Origin of the sequence: Sphingomonas cremea (genome assembly GCF_021502585.1) — a bacterium.
Classification (GTDB): Bacteria; Pseudomonadota; Alphaproteobacteria; order Sphingomonadales; family Sphingomonadaceae; genus Sphingomicrobium; species Sphingomicrobium cremea.
On record NZ_JAKFGM010000003.1, the window covers coordinates 441,088 to 465,663 of the forward strand.

Consider the following 24,576-nt stretch of genomic DNA (forward strand, 5'->3'; position numbering starts at 1 on the left):
CTCATGTCCGACGTCCTTGAACATCCCGAAGCTCCCACCACGCCGGAGCATGTCGCCATTTACCGCAAGGATTACCTGCCACCCGATTGGCTGGTGCCCGAGATTGCGCTCGACTTTGATCTCGATCCGGACCGCACGCACGTGCGCTCGAGGCTGACGGTTAAGCGCAATGGCGAGCATGACCGGCCGCTTCGGCTGGCCGGAAATGGGCTGACGCCGCTCGTCGTGCGTGCCAACGGCGCCGATGCCGACTGGAGGGTGGGGGGAGATGCCCTCGTCATCGAACTGCCGGGGAATGAAGCGACGATCGAGACCGAGGTCGATATTGCCCCCGCTGCCAACAGCAAGCTGATGGGCCTGTACGCCTCGGGCGGATTGCTTTGCACCCAGTGCGAAAGCGAAGGTTTTCGCCGCATCACCTTTCACGCCGATCGGCCCGATGTCCTTTCGCGCTATCGGGTACGGATGAGCGCCGACAAGGCGCGCTTCCCGATTTTGCTCGCCAACGGCAACCTTGTCGCCAGCGGCGACGGCGAAAACGGGACCCATTGGGCGGATTGGGAAGATCCGTTCCCCAAGCCCAGCTATTTGTTTGCGATGGTTGCGGGCGACCTATCCGCCAATCGCGACCGCTTTACGACAATGAGCGGGCGCGAAGTCGAACTGAACATCTGGGTTCGGGAGAAGGACCTTCCCAAGACCGGTCACGCCATGGAGAGCCTCAAGGCCGCCATGCGCTGGGACGAGGAAGTCTATGGCCGCGAATATGACCTCGACTTGTTCAACATCGTCGCGGTCGACGACTTCAACTTCGGCGCGATGGAGAACAAGGGGCTCAACATCTTCAATTCCCGCTACATATTGGCGGACGAGGACACGGCGACCGATATCGACTTCGACAATATCGCGGGGGTCGTGGCGCACGAATATTTTCACAACTGGTCGGGCGATCGAGTCACCTGCCGCGACTGGTTCCAGTTGAGCCTGAAGGAAGGTTTCACCGTCTTCCGCGACCAAAGTTTTTCGGGCGACATGGGTTCCAAGGCGGTCAAGCGGATCGAGGACGTTCGATTGCTCCGCGCAGCGCAGTTCCCGGAGGACGCAGGCCCGCTGGCGCATTCGGTGCGGCCGGAAAGCTATATCGAGATCACCAACTTCTACACTGCGACCGTCTACAACAAGGGCGCCGAGCTGATCCGCATGATGCAGACGATCCTCGGCCCTGAGGCCTTTCGGAAGGGCAGCGACCTTTATTTCGAGCGGCACGACGGTGAGGCCGTCACCTGCGAGGATTTTGTTCGCGCGATGGAGGATGCCAGCGGAGTCGACCTCAGCCAATTCCGGCTTTGGTACAGTCAGGCCGGCACCCCGCGGGTCAAGGCGCATGTCGAGCATGACGCATCCAACGCGACCGCTATCCTGCATCTTGCCCAATCCATCCCGGACACGCCTGGCCAGACAGGCAAGTCGCCGATGGTGCTGCCCCTCAAGACCGCGTTGATCGGGGCCGACAGCGGTGTTCCCCAGGGAGAAGAGCAACTCGTCCTTCTGACGGAGGGTTCGGCAAGCGTCCGGTTCGAGGGCGTGGTTGAGCCTCCCCTGCTCTCGATCAATCGAGAATTCTCGGCGCCGGTCCTCCTCGATGTCGAGCGGCGGGCCGGCGAACTTGAGCGGCTGGCGGAAGTCGATCCCGATCCATTCGCCCGCTATGAAGCTTGCCAGGAACTGATGATGCGCGCGCTGCTCGCGGGCGCGCGCGGCGAATCTGCCGATTCCACTTCAGTCATTGCGGCGATGCGCGGCACGCTTATTTCCAATGCGCTCGATCCGGCGTTCAAGGGCGAGGCGCTGTCGCTGCCGACCGAGGGGCTGATCGGTGACCGGATGGAGCTGGTCGATCCGGACGCCATTCATAGCAGTCGCGAAACCCTGCGCTCGGCAATCGGGGCGGCGTTGGCCGACGAGTTGGGCCGTGCCCAATCGGTCAGCATTAGCGGAGCCGATTTGTCGCCGCAGGCCAAGGGCATCCGTCGGCTCAAATCGGTGGCGCTTTCATTGCTCGCCGCTGGGAATCCAGAACGCGGCGCGGCATTGGCTAAGGCGCAGTTTGATGCAGCCGACAATATGACCGATCGCCAGGGCGCGATGATGGTGCTTGCCAGCATGGACGGACCGGAGCGGGAAGCCGCCTTCGCCGCATTCTTCGAACGCTACCGGGACGACAGCCTGGTGCTCGACAAATGGTTTGCGCTCCAGGCAGCGGCGCAGCACGAGGATACGGTCGACGTGGTCGAAGCGCTGGCCAAACATCCGGATTTCACTGTTCGCAACCCCAACCGATGGCGAGCACTGGTAAGCAATTTCGCCGCCAATCAATGGGCGTTTCACCATGCCTCCGGTCGCGGCTACCGCTTCGTTACCGACATGATCCTGGAAGTCGACCGGATCAATCCGCAGGTTGCCGCGCGCCAGGTGCCGTCGATTGGCCGTTGGCGTCGCTTCGAACCAACGCGCGCCAAGCTGATGCGCGCCGAGCTCGAACGGATCGTTGCGACGCCAGGACTAAGCAAGGATGTGTTCGAGCAGGCGAGCAAGAGTTTGGCATAATAGTTCCCGGGATGACGGCCGGGGTACTGCTAGGTCAGCCGCCCACCCACTGCGCCACCTCAGCCGCGACGCGGTTGGCGGCGTTGTTGAGCGCTGGTCCCACCGTGGCGGCCGTGCCGTCGGCAGGCTCCCGTGCCTCGAAACGCCGGGTTTCGACCCGCGTGCCACCAACAGCGGCCAGCGCGCCATCGTAGCGAACGATCACCGCCCCTTCCTGCGCATCATAGCCAAAGCGACTTAGCGTTCCGGTGAGGTGTAGCCCCGGATCGAGTGATGCCTGGCGCGGATCGAGCACCACGCGGCCGGTGGTGCGAATGACCGTCTCCTGCACCAGGTCCTGGAACAGGCGATCAGGGCTTTCGACCCACTGCACGTCCTTGATGTAGGCAATTGCGGTCGGGCCGATGAGCGCTGGGACGCGGGTCGTCGCCAGTTCCTTGGGAACGACGGGGACGTCGATTGTGATCGCATCGCCCGGCCCGGCGGCGCGGCTGATGCTCGCCGGCGCGGACGCCGAGCTGGTCAGGGTCAAGAGCGTCGGCGGAACCTTCTTGCCGCCGAAGCAGGAAGCGAGCGACAATGCGCCCAGCGCGACGAGGGACAGGCGGGTCATACGCATCATTTCGTCTTTCCGGGCTTGTAGTCGGGAAGTTTTTCGGGGCCGAGGACGCCAGCGGCACCATCATTGTTCAGCCGGTCGCTGAACTGACGAAGCGAAGCCGACAGGTCACGCAGGTCGCGAACCAGGCGGTTGGCCTCTGGCAGGGTCGACTTCGAGAAGTTCTGAATGCCGGGCCGGGCATCGGCGATGACGGCATCAAGGTTATCGGCAGTATGCTGCAGGGACGCGATCGCCTTGCGCAGATCTTCTGCCGCTGGCTTACCCTGTTCATTGACCAGCTTGGTCGTGCTGTCGGCGAGCAGGCCGACGCGCTCGGCGGCCACGCCAGCATTGCGCGCAGCAATCCGTGCATCGCCGATTGCATCCGCAAGGTCGGGTGCGCGCTCAGCCAGAACTCGGGTCGTCTTGTCGACATTCTCGAGGATGTCCGAAACCGAATTCTGGTTCTTGTCTGACAAGAGCTCGGTCAGGCGTTCCGTGAGCCGCTGGATTCGGTCGATCAATTCCGGCGCCGAATTGAGCAACGCGCCAAGGCCGCCCGAGCTGGCCGGAATCACCGGGCAGCCCTGCGGCCCGACCTGCACCAATGGCTGGCCTCCCTTAACCGCCCCCTCAAGCGCGATTTCGCTGACCCCGGTGAAACCGACGCCCTTGATCTGCGCAGTCGTACCCTGGAGCACAGGAGTTTGGGCATCGACTTCGACCCGCACCCAGACGAATTCGGGGCGGTCGGGCAACAGGCTGATCTTCTGGATCTGGCCAACCGGTACGCCCTGGAAATTGACCGACGAACCCTTGTTGAGCCCCTCGACGCCCTGGCTGAAGTAGATGTCGAAACACTTGGTGGTCTTGTTCGACAGGCCGGCAAGCCAGACGATAAATACCAGCAGGCCTGCCAGCAGGGCCAAGGTCACAGCCCCAACGAGGACATGGTTCGAACGCGTTTCCATCTGCGCTAGCGCCCCTTCAACCCGGCAAGAGCCGCGCGTCCGCGGGGCCCGTTAAAATATTCTTGAATCCAAGGATGGTCCAAGGCGAGCAATTCTTCAATCGTTCCCACGGCAACGACCTTCCGATCAGCCAGCACTGCCACGCGGTCGCAAATTGCCCAAAGCGTGTCGAGATCGTGGGTGATAAGAAAAACGGTAAGCTCAAGTCGTTCCTTCAACCCTTCGATCAGCTCGTCGAATGCGGCGGCGCCGATCGGGTCGAGACCGGCGGTCGGCTCGTCGAGGAAGAGCAATTCGGGATCGAGTGCCAATGCGCGAGCGAGGCCGGCGCGCTTGCGCATGCCTCCCGAAAGTTCTGACGGATATTTGGGCCCGGCATTTGCAGGCAGTCCCGACATTGCGATCTTGTAGCCGGCAATCTCGTCCAGCAGCGGCTCTTTGATGAAGGGGAAATATTCCCGGATTGGCACCTCAACATTCTCGGCGACCGTTAGGGTCGAGAACAAGGCGCCGTTCTGGAACAGTACTCCCCATCGCCGGCGAATATTCTTTGCTTCATCCTCTTCGCGGCCGATCATATTCTCGCCGAGAACCTCGACCTCACCTTCGTCTGGCGTCTGCAGGCCGATAATCGAGCGCATCAGCACCGACTTTCCGGTACCTGAGCCGCCGACCACACCGAGTATTTCCCCGCGCCTCACGTCGAGGTCGAGATCCTCGTGGATGACCTGTTCACCGAAGCTGTTGCGAAGGCCTCGGATGGTAATGATGATTTCGTCGCTCATAACCAGCCGACTGAACTGAAGAAGACCGCAAATACGGCGTCGAGGACGATCACCAGGAAGATCGCCTGAACCACCGCGGCGGTAGTGCGCGTTCCAACCTGCTCCGAATCGCCTTCTACCATCATGCCCTGGAAGCAGCCGACCAGGCCGATAATGAACCCGAACACCGGCGCCTTGATCAGGCCTATCCACAGGTCGCGCATCGGCACGACTTCCTGCAGCCGCTGGACGTAGGTCAGCGGCGGTATGTCAAGGCTGATCCAGCAGAATATGCCGCCGCCGATGATCGTGATGAGCATCGAATAAAATGAAAGCAGCGGCATCATTACGACCGCGGACAGCATGCGCGGGATGACCAATGCTTCGATCGGCGACACGCCAATCGTTCGCATCGCATCGATTTCCTCGGTCAGTTTCATGGTTCCCAGCTGAGCGGCGAAGGCCGAGCCGGAGCGGCCGGCAACCATGATTGCAGTCATCAACGTACCGAGTTCGCGAATAGTGATTCGGCCGATGAGATTGATCGTGTAAATCTCGGCGCCGAACTGCTGCAGCTGCACCGCGCCCTGTTGGCCGATCACGATACCAATCAGAAAACTCATCAGGCCGATAATCCCCAGCGCCCTGACACCGACCAGGTCAAAGCGCTGGATAACGGCATTGATCCGGAATCGCTTGGGCCGGCGAACGATGGCTGCGAACCCCAGCAAAACCGAGCCCAGGAACCCGACCAGGCCGACCAGGGTTTCGCCGGCGTCGGACACCCATCCGCCTACTTCGTCGAGAATCCGGAGTGGCCCCGGCCGTTCTTCCGGCCGGATCTGCACGGGCGTATCGAAATCCGCGACCTGGTCGAGCAAGCCGCAGACTTCGCTGCTAACGTTGATCACCTTTGCCCCGCGATCGCGGACGCTGCGGTAAATAAGCCAGGCCCCGACGGTGTCCATTTTCTCGACGCCGCCAAGATCGATCGTCAGCGGGTCAGGCACGGCTTCCAGCTCGCGCTGGGTCGATCCCGCGCGCGCAATCGTAATCGAGCCGACGCAGCGATAGACGTTAGCGCCGGATTCCGGTTCTGAGGTGGTCGACTGTTCCCCCATCGCGACCGACCCTGCGCGAAATCGATATGAGCGGCAAGCCCGAGTGCACTTTGCCACTTTGTTGCCAGAGTTGATGCCGTATAGCGCGAACATCATGCCGAATGATGCGCCCACTTCAGCCAAGCCATTATTCTTAACGGTCGGAGAGAACTCCGCCCGCCCGTTTGGCATGGACGCCGCGGATCGCGCCCGCGCCCTTGCCATCAAGGCGCGGCTCGATCCCGCCAGCGAATCCACGCCGGGCCGGTCGGCGGTTTATGCCGACCTTGAATGGAGCTGGGACCCGGAATGGCTGGTTGCGCTGGCCGAGGCGCCGGGAAGCGTCCTCACCAAGGATGGCCACCCCGTACTCGCCCATGTTCCCGTCGGAGGCGACCCGTCGGCCGTACTGGCCGCGATGCTGTCCGCAGATCGCTATCAAGGATCGCTGGAGCAGATCGACGCCGATAGCGTCTATTTCAGCTATCAAAATCTGAGAAAGCGCGACCGGCCATTCGTCATGCGCCTCGACCCCGCCGACCCCGAGCCGGTCGAGCGTGCTGCCTATGACGCCAGCTATAAGGGCGTGACCGATGCGTTGACCTTATATTTGTGGCGGCGGCCGGCATTTTACCTGACCCGTTGGGCGGCACGTGCCGGAATGAGCCCAAATATGGTGACCCTGGTCGGAGCGATATTGTGCGTCGCGGCCTTTTTCCTGTTTTACAACGCATGGTACTGGACCGGCGTCGCGGCTGCCTTCGGCTTCATGGTGCTCGATACCGTCGATGGCAAGCTTGCGCGATGCACGGGTCAGTCTTCCTATTGGGGCAATATTTTCGACCACGGCCTCGACCTCATCCACCCGCCATTCTGGTGGTGGGCATGGTCGGAAGGTCTTGAAGCCTATGGTCGACCCTTCGAGCGAGTCTACGAACTGCTCATCGTCGGCGCGATTGTCTTCGGCTATGTCGCGCAGCGTATCATTGAGGGCATTTTCGTCCGTCGTTTCGGAATGCACATCCACGTCTGGCGGCAAATCGACAGCAAATTTCGGCTGATTACTGCCCGGCGTAACCCCAACATGGTCATTCTGGTGGCCTCCCTACTCATCGCACGGCCTGATCTCGGTATCGAACTTGTGGCGCTGTGGACGCTGGTTTCGTTGATCTTCCACGCGGTTCGGCTGGCACAGGCCAATGCGCGCCGCGACCGAAACGGACCGGTCGTCAGCTGGCTGGCATGAACCGCTGGACTGCGTTGTTGCTCGCCGGGTCCCGGCCCGGGACCGACCCTTTCGCTCAGGCTTATGGCACCAACCTGAAGGCGCTGATTCCGGTAGGCGGAATGCCGATGATCGCCCGGCCCGCCGCAGCGCTGCTCGCCGCGCCGGATATTGACCGGGTGCGCGTCCTTACCCAACAGCCCGAGCGGATCGCCGACGCACTGCCCGACGATCCACGGTTATCGTTGGAACTGTCCGGGGTCACGATTGCGGCAACCCTTGAAGCGATCCTGGCCGATCCTTCAACTCGCTACCCGCTACTGGTAACCACCGCAGATCATGCCCTTCTCGATCCGCAAATGATCGCGGACTTTTGCGGGCGAGCCGCCGGCGTCGACGTGGCCATCGGAATGGTCGAGCGGCGTGCGCTGACCGCGCGCCTGGCTGTCACGAAGCGAACCTGGCTGAGCTTTCGCGGTGGCGCCTATTCGGGGGCGAACCTGTTCGCATTCGGTAGCGCGCGGGCGACGCAGGCCGTCGCCCTGTGGCGCTCTGTCGAGCAGGATCGCAAGAAAGGCTGGCGGATGATTGCCGCGCTGGGGCCGGCATTGCTGCTCGGCGCCGTATTACGGGTCCGAACCATTGACCAAACTCTCGAAGCGGTGGGCCGCCGGCTCGACCTCGCTATCCGCAAGGTCGAGTTGGCCAATCCATTAGCAGCGGTCGACGTCGACAAGCCGGAAGACCATGCATTGGTTACCGCAATCCTCGAAGGCCGCGCATGACCGACCTTGCGATATACGACATGGACCGGACCGTTACCCGCCATGCGACATATACTCCGTTCCTGTTGCACTGCGCGGTGCGACGGGCGCCATGGCGGCTGCTCCTCCTGCCCTTCGTGATCCTTTCGATGATCGCTTATGTCGCAAAGTTGATCGACCGCGCTCGATTGAAGGAAATCAACCATCGCTTGCTGTTAGGCCACGGCCGCCACCCTGCCGAGCTTAAGCCGCTTGTCGAAAGCTTTGCGGAGGCAACGCTAAAGTCCAACATTCGGCCCGGAGCCCGTGCCGCCATCGCCCGCGACAAGGCCGAAGGCCGGCGCGTCGTGATGGCCACCGCCAGTTACCGCTTCTACGCGCGCGAAATCGCCGAACGGCTGGGCTTCGACGATTGCATCGGGACCAAGTCTATCCTCGGCCTCGACGATCGGGTTCACGCCAAAATTCATGGCGAGAATTGTTATGGCCCGGCGAAGCTACGGATGATCGAGGATTGGCTGACGGTGGCCGAGTTGGAACGAGCGCACGTCCGCTTCTATTCCGACCATGCCAGCGATGCGCCGGTATTCGAATGGGCCGACGAGGCGGTTGCCGTGAACCCGCATGACAAGCTCAAAGTCCTCGCCGCCAAGCGCGGCTGGCGCGTGGAGGACTGGGGCTAGACGCCCTGCAGCGCGTTATCGAAATCTGCGATCAAGTCCTCCGCCTTTTCGACTCCTATCGAGATGCGGACGAGGTTGTCGCTGATGCCCAATGCGGCCTTGCGTTCGTCAGGCACCGACAAATGAGTCATTGCCGCAGGTGCTGAGGCCAATGTTTCGGTGCCGCCGAGGCTGACAGCAAGATTGGCAATTTTCAGCGCGTCGAGGAACGCGAACGCCTCGCGCTCGCCGCCCTTCAGGTAAAGCGAGAAGGTCGACCCCGCCCCAGTGCAATGGCGCTTATATATATCTTCCTGGCGCGAGCCCGGCTCGAGGAAGCCGAGATAGCCAACTTTTTCGACCTTGGGATGGTCGCGCAGAAATTCGCAAACCTTTTCCGCGCTTTCGCCGGCCCGGGTCATGCGCAACTCCAAAGTTTCAAGGCTGCGCATGAGCATCCAGGCGGTGTTGGGATCGCATATCCCGCCCATGACGTTCCGCATCAGCCTCACTTTGTCGAGCAGCGCACGCTTGCCGACCAGGCCGCCTGCGACCAGGTCACTATGGCCGCCGGCATATTTGGTCAGACTGTAGACGCTAATGTCCGCGCCTTGATCCAGGGGCTTTGCCCAAAGTGGCCCAAGGAAAGTGTTGTCGATCGCGATCGGCGGCAGCTCGCCCTCGAATGCCGCGGCGCGGGCGGCGGCGACTGCCTCTACATCGACCAGCGCATTGGTCGGATTGGCCGGACTTTCAAGGTAGATCATCGCCACCCGGCCCTTGGCCTTGGCGCGCGCCATCACGTCGTCCAGCTCGTCGCGCGTGGCGCCGGCCGGGAAGTCGACGTAGTGCACGCCGAACTGGGTCAGTATCTTGTTGATGATGGTTTCGGTGGCCGCATAGAGCGGGCCCGAGTGGACGACGACGTCGCCGGGCCGGACAAAGGCCAGGAGCAGGGTCGCGATCGCGGTCATCCCGCTGGAAAAGGTCAGCGCAGTTTCCGCTTCTTCCCAGAGCTTCAGCCGATCCTCGAGAATCTCCTGATTGGGCCCGTTGAAGCGGGAATAGACCAGCCCCTCAGCCTTGCCGCCCGAACCGTGCTTGTTGGTAATGCCCTCGAAGAAGCGCTTCCCCTCCGCCGCCGTCTGGAACACGAAGGTCGAAGTGAGAAATATCGGCGGCTTCAGAGATCCTTCGCTAAGCGCGGGGTCGAAGCCATAGCCCATCATCAAGGTCGACGGGTCCAGCTTGTGGTTGCCGATATGGGTTTCGAATTCCTTTGGGGGGCGGCTCTCGGTCACAGATTGTCTCCTTGGCCGAGCGCATTAGCCGCTGGTGGTGGAGCGCGCTAGCTGGCGAGGCCAATCAAACTGAGCTGCCTCCCATAAGTTGGCTCGATGCGGTGGGTAGAGCGGCGATAACTGTAAAACCGATCTTCCAGCGCATAGGTATCGAGGCCAACCGTCTCGATCCTGCCTATGCCGGCCGCGGCGAGGCGGGCTGCGACATAGGCTTCCAGGTCGAAATGCGGCTTGCCGCCCTTCCCTTCGGCGAAAAAGCGATCATTGCCGGGATCGTCGACCAACAGCCGTTCGGCAAAACTATCATCAACCTCATAGGACGCGCGGGCAATGCACGGCCCGACTGCCGCAGCGATCCGGTCGATCTTTGCGCCAAGCGAGATCATTGCAGCGATCGCCTGGTCGGTTACTCCAGCCAGGGCGCCACGCCAGCCCGCATGAGCTGCGCCAACCACCCCGGCTTCCGCATCGACAAGCAATACCGGCGCGCAGTCCGCGGTGACGATCCCCAGCAGCAAGCCCGGCTGGTCGGTGACCAGCGCGTCGGCCTGAGGGCGCTCGGAATATGGCGCGGCAGCTGTGACAATGACTGCCGTTGGCGAATGAATCTGGTAGACGCTGGCCAGCGGTGCACTCCGCAAAATGGCGTCAGCGGCCATTCGGCGATTGGTTTCGACTGCTTTGGGATCGTCTCCGCTGCCAAGCCCGCAATTGAGCCCCGCAACCGCGCCTGTAGAAATCCCTCCACTGCGACCGAAGAAACCATGGGGAATCCCGTCGAGCGCTGCCGCGCGGACGATGTCGAGGGTCATAGAGCGAGCCTCATGACGATATCCTCGTCCGCATGGGTCCCGACCATGAAGGCGTAGGTCCCCTCCGGTTCGAACCCGAACTTTTCATAGAAGCGGCGTGCGCGGTGATTGTCGGTAAAGACCGATAAATAAAGATGGTCGGCACGGCGATCGCGTGCGCCTTGGATGACCCAGTCCATCAATGCATGGGCTACGCCCTGCCCCTTCATTTCCTCAACGACATAGAGCTGGCGAAGCTCGGCTGCTTCGCCCCGCGGCTCGAACGGCAGGTGCGGCGGGCCGAGCTTGGCGTAGGCGACCATCTTTCTGTCCAGCTCTGCGACCCTGACGGCGAACGCCGGATCGGCCAGATCCTTCGCCCAAACATCGGGCGAGTGGTTCTCGAGGAATATCTCCAAGTCACCTGGCTGATAGAGATGGCCGAAGGTCGCGACGAAGGTGCCGGTGCCCAGCGCCGCGAGCGCCTCCGCATCGCGGACCGTCGCGGTACGGAAGGTCACGCTCATGCCTCTAATCCCGCTATCTCGGGCCATACCGGCGCCCTCATCGCCATTACCTTGAACAGTCGTCCCATCTCCGCCTCATCGCATAACCGCCGCCGGGCAGCGGCAATCCGTTCCGTATCCTGCGGGTTTTTGGCGGCTAGCGCCATCGCCCTTGCGCCGATTCCAAGCGTTTCCAGCCATGCGCCCTGACTGGCAATGCGGCTCACCGTCGCGCCTCCGCACCGAGCCGCTTCTGACAATGCGGCGAAATCGACATGGCTGGTGATGTCCTGCTCGCCAGGCTCATCGAGAGGATTGGAGAAGCGGTGGTCTCGAACTGCCTGCAACGTATCGCCCTGTTCGCCCTTCGAATGACCGTAATCGATGACGATTGCCACGCCCCCGTAGGCCGCGAGACGCTTGGCGAGTGTTTGGGCAGCCTCGTCACGGGCAGGGGAAGTTTCGCGGATGAGGCCGTAAATCGTGAAGGCAAACGCGGTCCCGTCATGGATGACGCGACGCTCCTCATCGCCAACCCATTGTTTGACCGGCAATGCGTCGAAGAACTCATTGGCGACGAGCAACAGCGGCGCTTTGGGGAGGGAGTCAATCTCGTCGTGGAAGTTGGCTTCAGGCAGCAGCTTCGCCTGTGCCCTTTTTAGTGCTGGGCTGGTTTCGACCAGATGCACTTCACCAGTAAATCCTGCGCGCCGAAGGACGCTCAGTGCATCATTGGCCAGCGTGCCTCGGCCAGGTCCCAACTCGGCATAAACGGCGTCGACCGGCCGGCCAGCCCGGACCCAGCAATCGGCCAGCACAGCGCCCAGCATCTCTCCAAACATCTGGTGGATCTCAGGTGCAGTAATGAAGTCTCCGGATACGCCCAATGGATCGCGGGTCGCATAATAATGCGAGTTAGCCGCCGCCATATATTCGTCGACTCCGATCGGTCCCTCGGCGGCGATTCGGGCCGCCAGCAGGTCACCGACCTCGCTCAAGCCACGCTGGCCGAGCCTACCGTCGGCTCGACCCGAATGCGCCGCTTGTTGGCCGTAGCCATTAGATAGATTCCGCCAGCGATCATTGGAACGGTCAGCCACTGGCCCATGTGCAGACCCGTGGCCTGGGCAAAGCCGATTAGTTGCGAATCCGGTTCACGGATGAACTCGATGCCGAAGCGGAAGACGCCGTAGAAGAAGATGAAGGCGCCGACGAGCTTACCCGGCTGGTAGCGCGCCTGGGTCCGCCAAAACAGCAACCAAAGGATGGCGAACAGCACCAGGCCTTCGAGCCCAGCCTCGTAGAGTTGGCTGGGGTGTCGGGGCGGGCCTAGCAGCTTGCCGTAGGGCGTGATCTCTTCGAACCGGATCGCCCATGGCACGTTGGTCACAGCGCCCCAAAGCTCCTGATTCACGAAATTCGCTAGCCGGCCGAAAAACAGGCCGAATGGAACGCAGCAGGCGACATAATCATGCATTCGAAGCCAAGGCAGCCCTTCCTTGCGCGCGAGGTAGAGGATGCCGAGCGAGGTGCCGATCACGCCGCCGTGAAAACTCATCCCGCCATCCCAAAGCTTCAAGATGTCGAGCGGATGTTCCAGGTAAAAAGGCAGGTTGTAAAACAGCACATACCCAAGCCGGCCGCCGAGAATGATGCCGAGAGCCGAATAAAATACCAGATCGTCCGCGTGACGGCGGGCCATCGGCGCGCCGGGCTGCTTCAACAGCTTCAGCAAATACCAATAGCCGATGAAAATACCGGCCAGATAGGCAAGGCTGTACCAGCGCAGTTGGAACCAGCCGATCTCGAACACAGTCGGCTTCAGCCCAAGATCCGGGAAGGCGATCGCCGTGGATGCCGCGACCGTCGATACCAACAAACTCATGGGCTTCCCCTCATCGTTGCCGCCTCATAGGGTGGCCAAAACAAAACTCCAAGGACAGACGGATGGCCCTGACCGACCTCGACCGGAAATTTGACGCGGAAATGGCCGCGGTCACCGGACCGGGCGGGCGGGTAATCCTCGAGCGGGATGATCAAGGCAGGGTAATCGTCGCCAATTTTCCGGCCACGCTGCCGATGTTCTTCAAGACATTCTGCATGCTTAATGCAGAGGTCGAAGCGATCATCGCCGGAGACGAACGGCTCACGTTCGCCCAACTGGACGCATTTTCGGATCGGCTGGCACGGGGTCTGATCGCGCGCGGAGTCGGCAAAGGGGACCGGGTGGGCATCGCAATGCGCAACTGCCCCGCCTGGATCCTGTCCTACATGGCGGCGATCAAGGCCGGGGCGATCGCCACATTGCTGAATGGCTGGTGGCAGTCCGAAGAGCTGGAACATGCTCTGCAGTTGACGGAACCGAAGCTGATCCTGGCCGATACTCCGCGCGCCAAGCGAATATCGGCGACATGTTCGACCTGCATCGTCGAGACGATCGCCATAGAAGCTCATTGCGAAGAGGCGTTCGCCGACCTGCTCGGCGCCGGTTCGGACGGCATCGAATTGCCCGAGGTGAGTCCCGAGGACGATGCAACTATCCTCTTCACGTCCGGCTCGACCGGCGAGGCCAAGGGCGCAGTATCGACCCACCGCGCAGTGACTACTGGCGTCTATGCCTATGCCACAAGCCTGATGGTGCTTCGCGGGATCCTTGAATCCGAAGGCCGGCCGCCGCTTAATCCGCTTAAGACCTTGGTCGTCGTGCCATTGTTTCACGTTACCGGTGAAGTGCCGGTGATGCTCAACAGCTTCGTGATTGCGCGGGGAATGGTGCTGGTGCCCAAATGGGACGCAACGGAGGCGCTTCGACTGATCGAGAAGGAAAAGATCACCTATTTCGTCGGCGTCCCGACGATGAGCCTGGAGCTCATGAATCATCCGGACCGAGGCAATTACGATCTCAGCACGCTGACCGACATCGCCGCAGGAGGAGCTCCGCGACCGGCTGCCCATGTCGATCGACTGCGCCGATCTTTCCCCGCAGCCCAGCCCGCACTGGGATATGGCCTTACCGAAACCAACGCCGTCGGGTGCGGCAATTTCTGGGATAATTATGCGGCCAAGCCGGCCTCGACCGGGCGCGCCCAAGTGCCGTTCGTCGAATTGGTCATATTGGGTGAGGATGAAACCCATCTCGGCCGCAACCAGCGCGGCGAAATCGCCATGCGATCAGCGGCCAATATCAAGGAATATTGGAAGAATTCGGATGCAACGGCCGCCGCATTCACAGCCGACGGTTTCCTCAAGACCGGCGATGTCGGTTACGTCGACGAGGACGGATATTTGTTCATCGTCGATCGCAAGAAGGACATTATCATCCGCGGCGGCGAGAATATCTCCGCCGCCGAGGTCGAAGCCGCCCTCTATGGCTGCGAAGGCATTGCCGAGGCAGCGGTGTTTGGCGCCCCCGACGACCGGCTTGGAGAAATACCGGTGGCGATCCTCCATCGGCGCGAGGGCAGCAGCCTCAGCGAGGAGGAATTGCGCAAGTTCCTTGATGGGCGGCTGGCGGCGTTCAAGGTTCCGGGGCGGATCGTCTTTTCCGACGAGCCACTTCCCCGGCTCGGCACCGGCAAGATCGACCGGGTCGCGCTCAAACAGCGATACGCCGGCTAATGCAGTTGCCCGGCGTCTCGCGCCGCACCTTGTTGATCGGCGGCGGTGCGGGCGTCGGCCTGATCGTCGCCTTCCTTGCCTGGCCGCGGCAAGATGGCAGCCCGCTTCGCGCCGGGCCGCGGGAAGCAGTGCTTGGGCCATTCCTGCGTATTGGCACGGACGGGCGCGTAACGCTTGCGGTGCCTCAAACGGAGGTTGGTCAGGGCATTTGGACCGGACTGGCGCAGATTGCCGCCGACGAGCTCGGTGCAGCGTGGGAAAATATGGCCGTCGAGCCGGCCCCACATGGGGACGCCTATATCAACCAACTGATTACGCATGATTATCAGGTGAAAACGCGAATCACCGCCGGATCGAGCTCGATCCGCGCATTCGATCAACCCTTGCGCGCGGCGGCGGCGGCGGCTCGCACGCTGCTTTGCGCAGCAGCTGCAGGGCGCTGGGGTGTCGCTGCCGAGGAGTGCGATACCGAGGGCGGGTTTGTCGTTCATGAAGGCAAAAGGCTGAGCTTCGGCGAAGTCGCGGCCGACGCCGCAAGCTTGCAACCGCCCAAAGCACCCCAACTCAGGCCCGTCGGAACCGGAAAGCTGCTCGGCGAAGCGCTCCCGCGGCTGGATTTGCCCGCCAAATCCGACGGCAGTTTGCGCTTCGCGTCCGACTTGCGCCTGCCGCGAATGATCTTCGCCTCGGTCCGGATGGCCCCGCCGGGCGGGCGCCTTCGCGGATTTTCGCGTGCCGGCGCGAAGCAGCAACCGGGCTTGATCGACCTGGTCGTGCGCGAAGAATGGATTGCCGCGTTAGGCGAAACCTGGTGGGCCGCCGACCATGCGCTGACCCGCGCCTCTGCCCGCTTCTCCGGCGAAAGCCGGGGCGACCTGTCTGCTCTCCTTTCAGACAGCCTGGACAGCGGCAAGGCGAAGCGCCTGTTCAAGCGTGGCGACTATTACAAAGCCACAAAGGACTCGCGACCGCTGTCGGCTACTTATGCGATGTCCGCGACACCACATCATCCGATCGAGGCACCGGCAGCGGTGGCGCGCTTTACCGGAGACCGCTTGGAAGTGTGGGCCGCGACGCAGATGCCCGATCTCGCCCGCGCCGCCGCCGCTAGTGCCGCGGGGATCTCCGAGAAATTGGTATCGCTATACGCCATGCCAATCGGCGACGGGTCGGGAAGTGGAATGGATGTCGGCACGGTCGCCATTACCGTCGAGCTGGCGAAACATTCCGGCCGTCCGGTCAGCATGGCCCTGCCACCTGCGACTGCCCAGAACCAGGACACGGCTCGCTCGCCGATCCTGGCGCGCCTGTCCGCACTTCCTGCGCCAGACGGCACGATTGCCGCCTGGAGTGCCCGCATCGCCGGCGCGCCAGGACTTGAGGCTGACCTGGCCCGCGCAACGGGCAAACCTGTTGCCGCCTTCGCTCCCAAAGGAGCGACCCCGCCCTATGGGATCCCTGCAATCCGGATCGATGCAGTCGATGCAAAATTGCCCACTCGCACCGGCTACATGCGCGGCGGCGACGAAGCGATGATGACTTTTGCAACTGAGAGCTTCGTAGACGAGATGGCGCGAGCATTGGGCGCCGAGCCTCTCACTTATCGCATTGGACTCCTCGGGGGTTCGCCCCGACTGGCGCGGGCCATCACCACGGCGGCGGCAATCGGCGGCTGGGACGGTGGCGCCCCGGGTAGCAATATGGGACTGTCATGTGCGTCGCTTTACGGTTCGTACATCGGCCTCCTGGCCGAAGCGACGCTTGGCGCTGACCAGCGACTGAAAGTGTCGCGACTGGTTGCGGCGGTCGATGCCGGGCGGATCGTCAATCCCGGACTGGTTCGACAGCAGATTGAAGGGGGGTTGCTCTCGGCATTGGCCGCCGCCGTTATCCCGGCGCCCGAATGGGTGGCGGGAATGCCGCGAGCGACGCCCTTGCGCGGCCGTGGCTATGAGCGGTTGCACGACGTGCCGAAAATCGAAGTCGAGATCATTGGCAGCGACGAATCATCGGGCGGGGTCAGCGGGCTCGGAATGGCGGTCCTCGCCCCGGCCGTGGCCAATGCACTTGCTGCCGGCACCGGCAAGCGCTTGCGCAACCTGCCGTTCGACCCGATGAGCGCGGCATGACTAGGCCGGACAACCACCCCCCTATCCCGAAGCCGCGCATCGGCGTGCTGCTGATCAATCTCGGCACGCCGGATGCTCCCGAACCGAATGCGGTCCGGCGCTACCTCGCCGAATTTCTGTCGGACCCTAGGGTCATCGAGATTCCGCGCTGGGCGTGGAAGCCGATTCTTCATGGAATCATCCTTCGCACGCGGCCCAAGAAGAGCGCGCATGCCTATTCCCAGGTATGGAGCGAGGAAGGTTCGCCGCTTGCCGCAATCACCGCTCGTCAAGCCGCCAAGTTGCAAGCCCGATTGGGCGACGAAGTGACCGTCGACTGGGCAATGCGTTATGGCAACCCCGGTATCGAGGGTGCGATTGCCCGCATGATCGACGCAGGCGTCACCCGGATTCTGACCTCCCCCCTTTATCCGCAATATAGCGCCGCAACGACCGCCAGCGCGATGGACGCGACCTTCGCAGCCATTGCCGCCCAGCGCTGGCAACCCGCCTTGGGGACCCTGCCACCCTATTTTGACGACCCGCTCTATATTGGTGCGCTGAAATCCGACCTCGAACGCCAGATTGCTGAGTTGGACTTCACTCCAGATCGCTTGCTGCTGAGCTTCCACGGAATGCCGCAGCGGACGCTGGAGCTTGGCGATCCCTACCATTGCCATTGCCGCAAGACCGCTCGTCTATTGGGCGAGGCGATCGGGCTTGACGTCGACGTCGCCTTCCAGTCGCGCTTCGGCCGGGCCAAATGGCTGGAGCCGGCAACAGACGTCACACTCGCCGCCTATCCGCAGCAGGGCGTAAAACGGATTGCCATCGCCGCCCCCGGCTTTTCGGCGGATTGCCTTGAGACATTGGAGGAACTCGGAATTCGCGAACGCGAAAACTTCCTCACGGCGGGCGGAACTCATTTCGCGCGGCTCGATTGCCTCAACGACGGCGATCAGGGAATGGCGATGCTGGAAGGCCTGATCCGGCGCGAACTTGCCGGATGGTGGCCGTCGTCCTAACGCAGCGGCACAACATAGATCAGGAGAACGAGTCATGGCGCGAGTGGCGATCGTAACCGGCGGAACCCGTGGGATCGGCGAGGCGATCAGCGTCGCGCTGAGGGATAAGGGAATGAAGGTCGCCGCGACTTACGCCGGCAATGAAGAGCGCGCGCGAGAGTTCACCGAACGAACTGGAATCGCCGCCTACAAATGGGACGTCGCGGATTGCGACGCTTGCCGGGAAGGCGTCGAGCAGGTTGAGGCAGAACTCGGGCCGGTGGACGTGCTGGTCAACAATGCTGGCATCACCCGCGACGCGACCATGAAGCGGATGGATCACCAGAAATGGCAGGACGTCATCGACACCAATCTTGGCGGCTGTTTCAACATGGCCAAGGCGGTGTTCGAAGGGATGCAGTCGCGCAATTACGGCCGCATCGTCAACATCGGCTCGATTAACGGCCAGGCCGGCCAATATGGCCAGGTCAATTATGCCGCCGCCAAATCAGGCATCCACGGCTTCACCAAGGCGCTGGCGCAGGAAGGCGCGCGAAACAATGTTACGGTCAATGCGATCGCGCCCGGCTATATCGACACCGACATGGTTGCCGCAGTCCCGGAAGACGTGTTGTCCAAGATCGTCGCGCGTATCCCGGTCAAACGTCTTGGCAAGGCCGAAGAGATTGCGAGGGGCGTCGCCTTCCTGGTTGACGAAGATGCCGGCTTCATCACCGGTTCGACCCTGTCGATCAACGGCGGCCAGCATATGTATTGATGACGCTCGGACCTCCGACAAAGCGGTCAGTGACGATCGCCGGACATGAGACGTCGATCAGCCTGGAGCCGCTTTTCTGGAAGGCGCTTGAGCGTGCGGCGATGGCGGAAGGCCTGCCGATCAACGCATTGATTGCGCGGATCGACGTTGAGCGGCTTGATACGCCTGGCGGCGCACCCAATTTGACGTCGGCGATACGCCAGTGGCTGTTCCTTATGGAAGCGCAGCGATGACGGTCTCGGCAAAGGATGCGCCGCCATCCGGGGCGTGCTGAAGCCAAAGCGATGGTTCGATCAGTTCCAGTTCGATAATCGCCAGCGCACCCGATTCATCGCGGACCATATCAACCCGTGCATATGCCGCTTCGGCCGGCGCGGTGGCCAGGGCGGCTTGCGCAAGTTCGATCGCGCCGGTTGGCGGTTGGCAGGGCTGCTCTGTTCCGCCGAGATGCGGCTGGACCCTGTAGTCGCCGGCTTTCGGCCGCTTGACTATCGCATGGCTGAAGCGACCGCCGAACAGCATGATCGAATATTCGCCTTCATCCGCGACCGAACGCAGGAAGGGCTGAACCAACATTGTCCGCTGGTGGGAGCTGGCGGGTAAAGGATCGCCGGGACCCAGCCGGTAAGTACCATCTGCCGAAGCTGATACCGGCGGCTTGATCACCAGTTCGCTTCCAAATTCGGCCCGGGCATCGGCTAGCGCAGCTTCGTCGAGCGCATCGACCAGACGCGTTGGAATAACTGCGATACCCTTTTGCCCGAGCTCCGCCAGATAGCGCTTGTTGCTGTTCCACCGGAGCAGTGGCACGGGGTTCAGTACCTTCGGCCCATCGCCTTCCAACCGGTCGAGCAGTGCATGCCAGCGCGGTGGATCGAGGTGATAGCCCCATGCGACAAGCGGCATGACGAGGTCGAATACACTGAGTTCGCCGGGATTAGTCCAAGGCCGTGGTTCGACCTCGATTCCGGAGCGCCGAAGCACGTCGGCCTCAACGTCATAGGCCCAGTTCCAGGCCTCCGGATAATCCGGAGCAGGGGTGAGGATCGCCGTACGCACTAGCGAGAAAGCAGGATTCGCGCCTGGCTGGCGATCTGGGCCAGCATCGGCGCCGAGACCGACCCGGCAAGCTTGGCCCGCTCCACAAGCGCACGGAACTGGGCGATGCGCCGCGGATTGGTCTCGACCCAGCGCTCGACGCTTTGGTCCGGGTCATCGCTGCGGGTGCGGCTAAGGAAATCGATCCGAACCTGTTCGAAGTCGCGGATCAAGCCGGCAGCAAGTAGTCGCTGCCAATTGTCGGTCGGCACGTAGCGTGAAACCTGTTGTTGGGCCCAGTCGAGGCCGAGCACCTCGCCAAGGCGAGTGTAGGCGCGGGTTAGCAACAGCTCATCGAGACGCCGGCGAGATGCCAGTCCGGCAATGCCGAACACACCATCCAGCTCGTAGAGCTTGACCAGTCGGTCGACGATGGCCTTGTCAGCCCCCAGCGCCGTCAACTCGGAGCGGCGGGCAGCCGCCTCTCCCCGGACCTCGGCACGTATGAGGCCGGTCGCCTTGGCCGCGACCTTGTCGAGGCCGGGCTTCAACATCTCGACGACATCCTTGACGCTGGTTTCGCCGGCAGCGGCACGGATCACATCGCCGATATGCGCACGAATTGTTTTCGCGGCGACCGCAAAAAGCGCAATCCGCGATTCTTCCGTGATTTTTGCATCTTCGATCCGAGCCCATAGCGACTGGAGATCGAGCAGCCGTTCGGCAACCAGGAAGGCGGTAATGACTTGTGGCAGGCCAACCCCTTCTTCTTCGGTCATGTCGAGCGGGAGACTTGGGCCAAGTCGATTGACCAGCCGGTTGGCGACCTTGGTCGAAACGATCTGATGCCTCAGTCGATGGGCGCGGATCGCATCCGCATGCTTCTTCCGCATCGGCTCGGGGAAGGCGGCCATCAGTTCGCCTTCCATAGTCGGATCGTTGGCGAGCTTTAGTTCTTCGGCGGCATCCTTCAGGTGGATCTTGGACATCGAAAGCACGACGGCAAGCTCCGGACGGCTCAGGCCGAGCCCGTCGACTTTCCGCCTGAGCAGGGCCTCGCTTGAGTCGAGCCCTTCAACCTTGCGGTCGAGACGGCCGGATGCCTCGAGAATCTCGATGGTGCGAACGAAGCCCGGAATTCCCGCCGTGCCCCGGGACTCGGCGATCGAGAGCGCCAGCGATTGGAGGCGGTTGTCCTCCAGGACCAGCTCGGAGACCTCTTCAGTCATGCTGGAAAGCAGCTTGTTCCGCTCTGCCTCACCCAAGCGGCCTTCGCTCATTTCCCGGTTGAGCGGGATCTTGATGTTCACCTCATTGTCGGAACAATCGACGCCCGCCGAATTGTCGATGAAGTCGGTGTTGATTCGTCCACCCTGCGACGCGAATTCGATGCGCCCGGCCTGGTTGATGGCAAGGTTTGCACCCTCACCGATAACCTTGGCGCGCACCTCGCTGGCATCGACTCGCAGCGGGTCGTTGACCGGATCGCCGACCTGGGCGTGGGTCTGATAGCTGGCCTTGATGTAAGTGCCGATGCCACCGAACCAGATGAGGTCGACCGGAGCCTTGAGGATTGCCGAGATCAGGCTCGTGGGATCGATTGTCTCTGCTTCGATATCCAATGCGGCACGTGCCTCAGGCGTAAGCTCGATCGACTTCTGGCTGCGCGGCACGATCATACCGCCCTTCGACATCAGCTTGCGGTTATAGTCGTCCCAGCTTGACCGCGGCAGTTCGAACATCCGCTTGCGCTCTTTCCAGCTCTTGGCCGGGTCGGGATCGGGATCGATGAAGATGTGACGGTGATCGAACGCCGCAACCAGCTTGAGCTCCTTTGAGAGCAACATACCGTTGCCGAACACGTCGCCCGACATGTCGCCGCAACCGACAACCCGAACCGTCTGTTCCTGGACGTCGACGCCCATTTCAAGGAAATGGCGCTGGACCGAAATCCAGGCGCCCTTGGCGGTGATGCCCATCGCCTTGTGGTCGTACCCGTTGGAGCCACCGCTGGCGAAGGCGTCACCCAGCCAGTAACCGCGCTCAAGTGCGATCGCGTTGGCAACATCGGAGAAGGTCGCGGTGCCCTTGTCGGCGGCGACCACGAAATAGGGATCGTCGCCATCGTGAATGACGACGTCGGCCGGATGAACGACCTTGTCCTTGACGATATTGTCGGTGACCGACAGCAGCGAACGGATGAAGATCCGATAGCTTTCGGTTCCCTCGGCCAGCCAGCCGTCGCGGTCGACCGCAGAATTCGGCAATTGCTTGGGGTAGAAGCCGCCCTTGGCTCCGGTCGGGACAATGACGGCATTCTTGACCAGCTGGGCCTTCATCAGCCCGAGAATTTCAGTGCGGAAATCGTCGCGCCGGTCGGACCAGCGCAAGCCGCCACGGGCGATCGGGCCGCCGCGCAGGTGGATACCCTCGACGCGCGGGCTGTAGACCCAGATCTCGCGATAGGGGACCGGCGCCGGGAGGCCCGGCACCTTCCTGGACTCGATCTTGAATGCCAGCGCTTCGGCGGCGGCCGGAGCAAAGGCATTTGTACGCAGCGTCGCGTCGACCACAGCCCGCATTTGCCGCAGGATGCGGTCGTCATCGATGCCGCGAACGTCCTTCAGGGCCTCTTCGAACTTGCCGGAGGCTGATTTGACTGCGGCCTCGCGGCCGCTGGCCGCCTTGGGATCATGCGCTACCCCGAACAGCCGGATGAGAGCACCTGTAGCCTTGGGTGCGCGACGCAACGCATCGACCACGGTCGCGACGCTGAATGCCACACCGGTCTGGCGCATATAACGGAACCATGCTCGCAGCCAGACGACCGGCCGGGGCTCAAGACCGGCGTAGAGTACCAACTGGTTGAATGCGTCGTTTTCAGCTCCGCCGCATAGTACGTCGGAGATCGCGCGCTCGATAATGTCGGCGCGAGAAAGCACTTCGTCGATGGCTACGCCATCGGCCAGTTCGAGCAGGCAATCGTGGATATGCGCCTTATCCTCGCCAGACAGCTCGATCGGGATCTCTGCCAGTACGCGAAAGCCGAAATTTTCCAGCACCGGGATCGCATCGGAAAGCGCTATCAGGCCGCCGCGGCGGTATATCTTGAGGCGGAGTCGCTGCTCACCTCCAACGGTCTCGACAAAAAGGCGCGCATCGCGCTCGCTGTTGTCAGCCAATCCATTCAGGCGAAGGACGTCCAATGCCGCTTCGTCGGCGCTGGTCCGGTTGCGATAATAATCGGGAAAGCTCCCCGCATAGGTCAGGGTCAGGCGCGTAGCGCGGCCGGCGCCAACGCGCGCGATCAGCGCTTCCTCGACCCCTGGTTCCCACCCGCGGACCATCTCGTCCAACCGGCGGTTGAGCTCCCTCATATCCGGCGTTGGGTCGTCCGCCTCGATGTCGAGGGTGTAGCGGATGAGCGCCAGGTCGCCTTCGCCCAGCTCCACAGACCAGCTGGTGACCGGCCGGCCGGTTGCATGCTCAAGGAGGTCGGCAATGGCCAGTCGGCGCTCGGTGTTGAGATCATCGCGCGGGAGCCAGACGAAAGCGAACAAATGACCCTTGAGGATGCTGCGAAGGAGCAAGATCGCCGGCCGTGGCCGATCGGCGAGCGACATGGCCATGGTGATCAGGTCGCGGCCGCTTTCCTCGCTGAGATTGACCAGCAGGTCGCGCGGCACGGACCCGAGCGCATGCCTCAATGCCTTGCCGCTATGGCCCCTGGGATCGAAACCGAATTCCCGGTCAAGCTCCTCAAGGCGGCGACGGAGCACGGGAACTTCCTCGGTCGGCTGGATCAGCGACTGGCTGGTCCACAAGCCGGCATGGACGCCGATACCGGTTATCTTTCCGCCTTCGCGGATCGGGACGACAATCAGGTCGAGCGGTACCCGGCGGTGGACGGTGGACTTGCGCTCGGCCTTGGCGATCAGCGGCACCGCGCCACCGCGCTCGAAATGGCGAATGGCGCCTACCGAGCCGCCCTTGTCGGTCGGCGCGCCCGGGATTGAAAAGATGCCAAGAGTGCTCGAAGGCTCCTCGCCCGGGCGTTCGACCTGGTAACCGAGCAGGGTCAGCGCGCCATCAGCGAACCAGCTGAGAAGCGCCGAGCCTTCGGCGTCATCGACCTTGGCCGCATCTTCGCGCATCTGCGCCTGCATCTTTGGCCAGTCGCGAACAGCTGCCCGAACATCAGCCAGAACGGCATGCAAATCCTCGACCAGTTCACGCCGGCCGCGCGCATCGGCACGGTCGAGTTCGATGTACATCATCGATTCGCGGCGGCTTATGTCGCCGCAAAGGCCTTCCAGGGATTGCAGCACCCCTTTCTCGTCCCGGTCGACGCACAATACCGGGTGAAGCAGGCGATGGATGGTAAGATGGCGGCCGGCGATGGCGTTGGCGATCGAGTCGACCAGGAAAGGCATGTCATCATTGATGATGCCGAGCCGCATGCGGCGCCGGCCTGCTTCGCCACCCGTGGATTCCAGGCGGATGGAGACTTCGCCACGGCGGCGCTTGTGCGCGACATCGGCAATGAAGCGCGCAGCCTCGGTCTGTTCGTCGGCGTTGAACCCGTCGAGCTCGCCTGCCAGCGCATTGCTGAGAAGCGCCTCCCGCAAGCCGTCAACCGTTGAGGCTTCCGTCCGCGTGATTACCGTCATGTCCTGCTATTGCTCCGCCTGTCTCGCGATGCGGCGGGGCCTAGTCCCGCACGCCGCTTTAGGCAACA

20 protein-coding genes are annotated in these 24,576 nt (G+C 62.3%); 9 read left to right on the forward strand and 11 right to left on the reverse strand.

The features are described from left to right. Positions 1-3 precede the first annotated feature (3 nt). Positions 4-2,607, forward strand: coding sequence for an aminopeptidase N (gene pepN / locus LVY65_RS12510; protein ID WP_235068584.1), 2,604 nt, complete (start codon positions 4-6; stop codon positions 2,605-2,607). A 34-nt stretch (positions 2,608-2,641) separates the two neighbouring features. Here the strand turns inward: pepN and LVY65_RS12515 are convergent, their stop codons facing one another. From LVY65_RS12515 to LVY65_RS12530, 4 genes are read right to left on the reverse strand one after another with little or no spacing between them, the layout of a single operon-like run. Then, positions 2,642-3,229, reverse strand: a complete 588-nt coding sequence (locus LVY65_RS12515) for an ABC-type transport auxiliary lipoprotein family protein (protein WP_235068585.1) — start codon at positions 3,227-3,229, stop codon at positions 2,642-2,644. Then, entirely contained in the window at positions 3,226-4,179 is a 954-nt protein-coding gene (locus LVY65_RS12520; protein ID WP_235068586.1) for an MlaD family protein, read from the reverse strand. Before LVY65_RS12520 ends, LVY65_RS12515 begins: the two co-directional genes overlap by 4 nt. Positions 4,180-4,184: 5 nt before the next feature. Continuing rightward, positions 4,185-4,964, reverse strand: coding sequence for an ABC transporter ATP-binding protein (locus LVY65_RS12525; RefSeq protein ID WP_235068587.1), 780 nt, complete (start codon positions 4,962-4,964; stop codon positions 4,185-4,187). Continuing rightward, positions 4,961-6,064: an MlaE family lipid ABC transporter permease subunit gene (locus LVY65_RS12530; RefSeq protein ID WP_235068588.1), complete on the reverse strand. Its 1,104-nt coding sequence runs from the start codon at positions 6,062-6,064 to the stop codon at positions 4,961-4,963. Before LVY65_RS12530 ends, LVY65_RS12525 begins: the two co-directional genes overlap by 4 nt. Before the next feature lie 169 nt (positions 6,065-6,233). Between LVY65_RS12530 and LVY65_RS12535 the strand changes: the two genes are divergently transcribed. From LVY65_RS12535 to LVY65_RS12545, 3 genes are read left to right on the forward strand one after another with little or no spacing between them, the layout of a single operon-like run. After that, positions 6,234-7,289: a CDP-alcohol phosphatidyltransferase family protein gene (locus LVY65_RS12535; protein ID WP_235068589.1), complete on the forward strand. Its 1,056-nt coding sequence runs from the start codon at positions 6,234-6,236 to the stop codon at positions 7,287-7,289. After that, the gene (locus LVY65_RS12540) at positions 7,286-8,053 is read left to right on the forward strand and encodes an NTP transferase domain-containing protein (protein WP_235068590.1); all 768 of its coding nucleotides are present in this window, start codon (positions 7,286-7,288) and stop codon (positions 8,051-8,053) included. Before LVY65_RS12535 ends, LVY65_RS12540 begins: the two co-directional genes overlap by 4 nt. Then, positions 8,050-8,715 (forward strand): HAD family hydrolase, encoded by a 666-nt coding sequence (locus LVY65_RS12545; protein WP_235068591.1) that lies wholly within the window; start codon positions 8,050-8,052, stop codon positions 8,713-8,715. Before LVY65_RS12540 ends, LVY65_RS12545 begins: the two co-directional genes overlap by 4 nt. Here the strand turns inward: LVY65_RS12545 and LVY65_RS12550 are convergent. The 5 genes from LVY65_RS12550 to lgt are packed head-to-tail and all read right to left on the reverse strand — an operon-like array spanning position 8,712 to position 13,177. Continuing rightward, positions 8,712-9,995 (reverse strand): cystathionine gamma-synthase family protein, encoded by a 1,284-nt coding sequence (locus tag LVY65_RS12550; protein ID WP_235068592.1) that lies wholly within the window; start codon positions 9,993-9,995, stop codon positions 8,712-8,714. The two genes, LVY65_RS12545 and LVY65_RS12550, sit on opposite strands and share 4 nt — an antisense overlap. A 47-nt stretch (positions 9,996-10,042) precedes the next feature. Beyond that, positions 10,043-10,807 (reverse strand): peptidoglycan editing factor PgeF, encoded by a 765-nt coding sequence (gene pgeF / locus LVY65_RS12555; RefSeq protein WP_235068593.1) that lies wholly within the window; start codon positions 10,805-10,807, stop codon positions 10,043-10,045. Next, on the reverse strand, positions 10,804-11,313 hold the full coding sequence (locus LVY65_RS12560; RefSeq protein WP_235068594.1) for a GNAT family N-acetyltransferase: 510 nt from the start codon (positions 11,311-11,313) through the stop codon (positions 10,804-10,806). The genes pgeF and LVY65_RS12560 overlap by 4 nt, the downstream gene beginning before the upstream one ends. Further along, entirely contained in the window at positions 11,310-12,290 is a 981-nt protein-coding gene (locus LVY65_RS12565) for a class I SAM-dependent methyltransferase (RefSeq protein ID WP_235068595.1), read from the reverse strand. The genes LVY65_RS12560 and LVY65_RS12565 overlap by 4 nt, the downstream gene beginning before the upstream one ends. Continuing rightward, positions 12,287-13,177, reverse strand: a complete 891-nt coding sequence (gene lgt / locus LVY65_RS12570) for a prolipoprotein diacylglyceryl transferase (protein WP_235068596.1) — start codon at positions 13,175-13,177, stop codon at positions 12,287-12,289. The genes LVY65_RS12565 and lgt overlap by 4 nt, the downstream gene beginning before the upstream one ends. A gap of 62 nt (positions 13,178-13,239) precedes the next feature. Here lgt and LVY65_RS12575 point away from each other — a divergent pair, with 62 nt between their 5' ends. From LVY65_RS12575 to LVY65_RS12595, 5 genes are read left to right on the forward strand one after another with little or no spacing between them, the layout of a single operon-like run. Further along, a complete protein-coding gene (locus LVY65_RS12575; protein ID WP_235068597.1) occupies positions 13,240-14,910 on the forward strand; it encodes a class I adenylate-forming enzyme family protein in 1,671 nt (556 codons plus the stop codon). Then, entirely contained in the window at positions 14,910-17,039 is a 2,130-nt protein-coding gene (locus LVY65_RS12580; RefSeq protein ID WP_235068598.1) for a molybdopterin cofactor-binding domain-containing protein, read from the forward strand. The genes LVY65_RS12575 and LVY65_RS12580 overlap by 1 nt, the downstream gene beginning before the upstream one ends. Beyond that, positions 17,036-18,043, forward strand: a complete 1,008-nt coding sequence (hemH, locus tag LVY65_RS12585; RefSeq protein ID WP_235068599.1) for a ferrochelatase — start codon at positions 17,036-17,038, stop codon at positions 18,041-18,043. Before LVY65_RS12580 ends, hemH begins: the two co-directional genes overlap by 4 nt. Before the next feature lie 34 nt (positions 18,044-18,077). After that, complete coding sequence (gene phbB / locus LVY65_RS12590) at positions 18,078-18,800, forward strand: acetoacetyl-CoA reductase (RefSeq protein ID WP_235068600.1); 723 nt, start codon at positions 18,078-18,080, stop codon at positions 18,798-18,800. After that, positions 18,800-19,033, forward strand: coding sequence for a ribbon-helix-helix domain-containing protein (locus LVY65_RS12595; RefSeq protein ID WP_235068601.1), 234 nt, complete (start codon positions 18,800-18,802; stop codon positions 19,031-19,033). The genes phbB and LVY65_RS12595 overlap by 1 nt, the downstream gene beginning before the upstream one ends. Here LVY65_RS12595 and LVY65_RS12600 read toward each other — a convergent pair. Next, positions 19,014-19,859 carry an ATP-grasp domain-containing protein gene (locus tag LVY65_RS12600; protein WP_235068602.1) on the reverse strand — a complete coding sequence of 282 codons (846 nt, stop codon included), beginning with the start codon at positions 19,857-19,859 and terminating at the stop codon, positions 19,014-19,016. The genes LVY65_RS12595 and LVY65_RS12600 overlap by 20 nt on opposite strands. Beyond that, positions 19,859-24,508 (reverse strand): NAD-glutamate dehydrogenase, encoded by a 4,650-nt coding sequence (locus tag LVY65_RS12605; protein ID WP_235068603.1) that lies wholly within the window; start codon positions 24,506-24,508, stop codon positions 19,859-19,861. The genes LVY65_RS12600 and LVY65_RS12605 overlap by 1 nt, the downstream gene beginning before the upstream one ends. Between the last annotated feature and the right edge of the window lie 68 nt (positions 24,509-24,576).

Coding starts and splice junctions, on each gene's coding strand:
- pepN (WP_235068584.1), top strand. CDS start 4: ATGTCCGACGTCCTTGAACATCCCGAAGCTCCCACCACGCCGGAGCAT.
- LVY65_RS12515 (WP_235068585.1), bottom strand. CDS start 3,229: ATGATGCGTATGACCCGCCTGTCCCTCGTCGCGCTGGGCGCATTGTCG.
- LVY65_RS12520 (WP_235068586.1), bottom strand. CDS start 4,179: ATGGAAACGCGTTCGAACCATGTCCTCGTTGGGGCTGTGACCTTGGCC.
- LVY65_RS12525 (WP_235068587.1), bottom strand. CDS start 4,964: ATGAGCGACGAAATCATCATTACCATCCGAGGCCTTCGCAACAGCTTC.
- LVY65_RS12530 (WP_235068588.1), bottom strand. CDS start 6,064: ATGGGGGAACAGTCGACCACCTCAGAACCGGAATCCGGCGCTAACGTC.
- LVY65_RS12535 (WP_235068589.1), top strand. CDS start 6,234: ATGGACGCCGCGGATCGCGCCCGCGCCCTTGCCATCAAGGCGCGGCTC.
- LVY65_RS12540 (WP_235068590.1), top strand. CDS start 7,286: ATGAACCGCTGGACTGCGTTGTTGCTCGCCGGGTCCCGGCCCGGGACC.
- LVY65_RS12545 (WP_235068591.1), top strand. CDS start 8,050: ATGACCGACCTTGCGATATACGACATGGACCGGACCGTTACCCGCCAT.
- pgeF (WP_235068593.1), bottom strand. CDS start 10,807: ATGACCCTCGACATCGTCCGCGCGGCAGCGCTCGACGGGATTCCCCAT.
- LVY65_RS12560 (WP_235068594.1), bottom strand. CDS start 11,313: ATGAGCGTGACCTTCCGTACCGCGACGGTCCGCGATGCGGAGGCGCTC.
- lgt (WP_235068596.1), bottom strand. CDS start 13,177: ATGAGTTTGTTGGTATCGACGGTCGCGGCATCCACGGCGATCGCCTTC.
- LVY65_RS12575 (WP_235068597.1), top strand. CDS start 13,240: ATGGCCCTGACCGACCTCGACCGGAAATTTGACGCGGAAATGGCCGCG.
- LVY65_RS12580 (WP_235068598.1), top strand. CDS start 14,910: ATGCAGTTGCCCGGCGTCTCGCGCCGCACCTTGTTGATCGGCGGCGGT.
- hemH (WP_235068599.1), top strand. CDS start 17,036: ATGACTAGGCCGGACAACCACCCCCCTATCCCGAAGCCGCGCATCGGC.
- phbB (WP_235068600.1), top strand. CDS start 18,078: ATGGCGCGAGTGGCGATCGTAACCGGCGGAACCCGTGGGATCGGCGAG.
- LVY65_RS12595 (WP_235068601.1), top strand. CDS start 18,800: ATGACGCTCGGACCTCCGACAAAGCGGTCAGTGACGATCGCCGGACAT.
- LVY65_RS12605 (WP_235068603.1), bottom strand. CDS start 24,508: ATGACGGTAATCACGCGGACGGAAGCCTCAACGGTTGACGGCTTGCGG.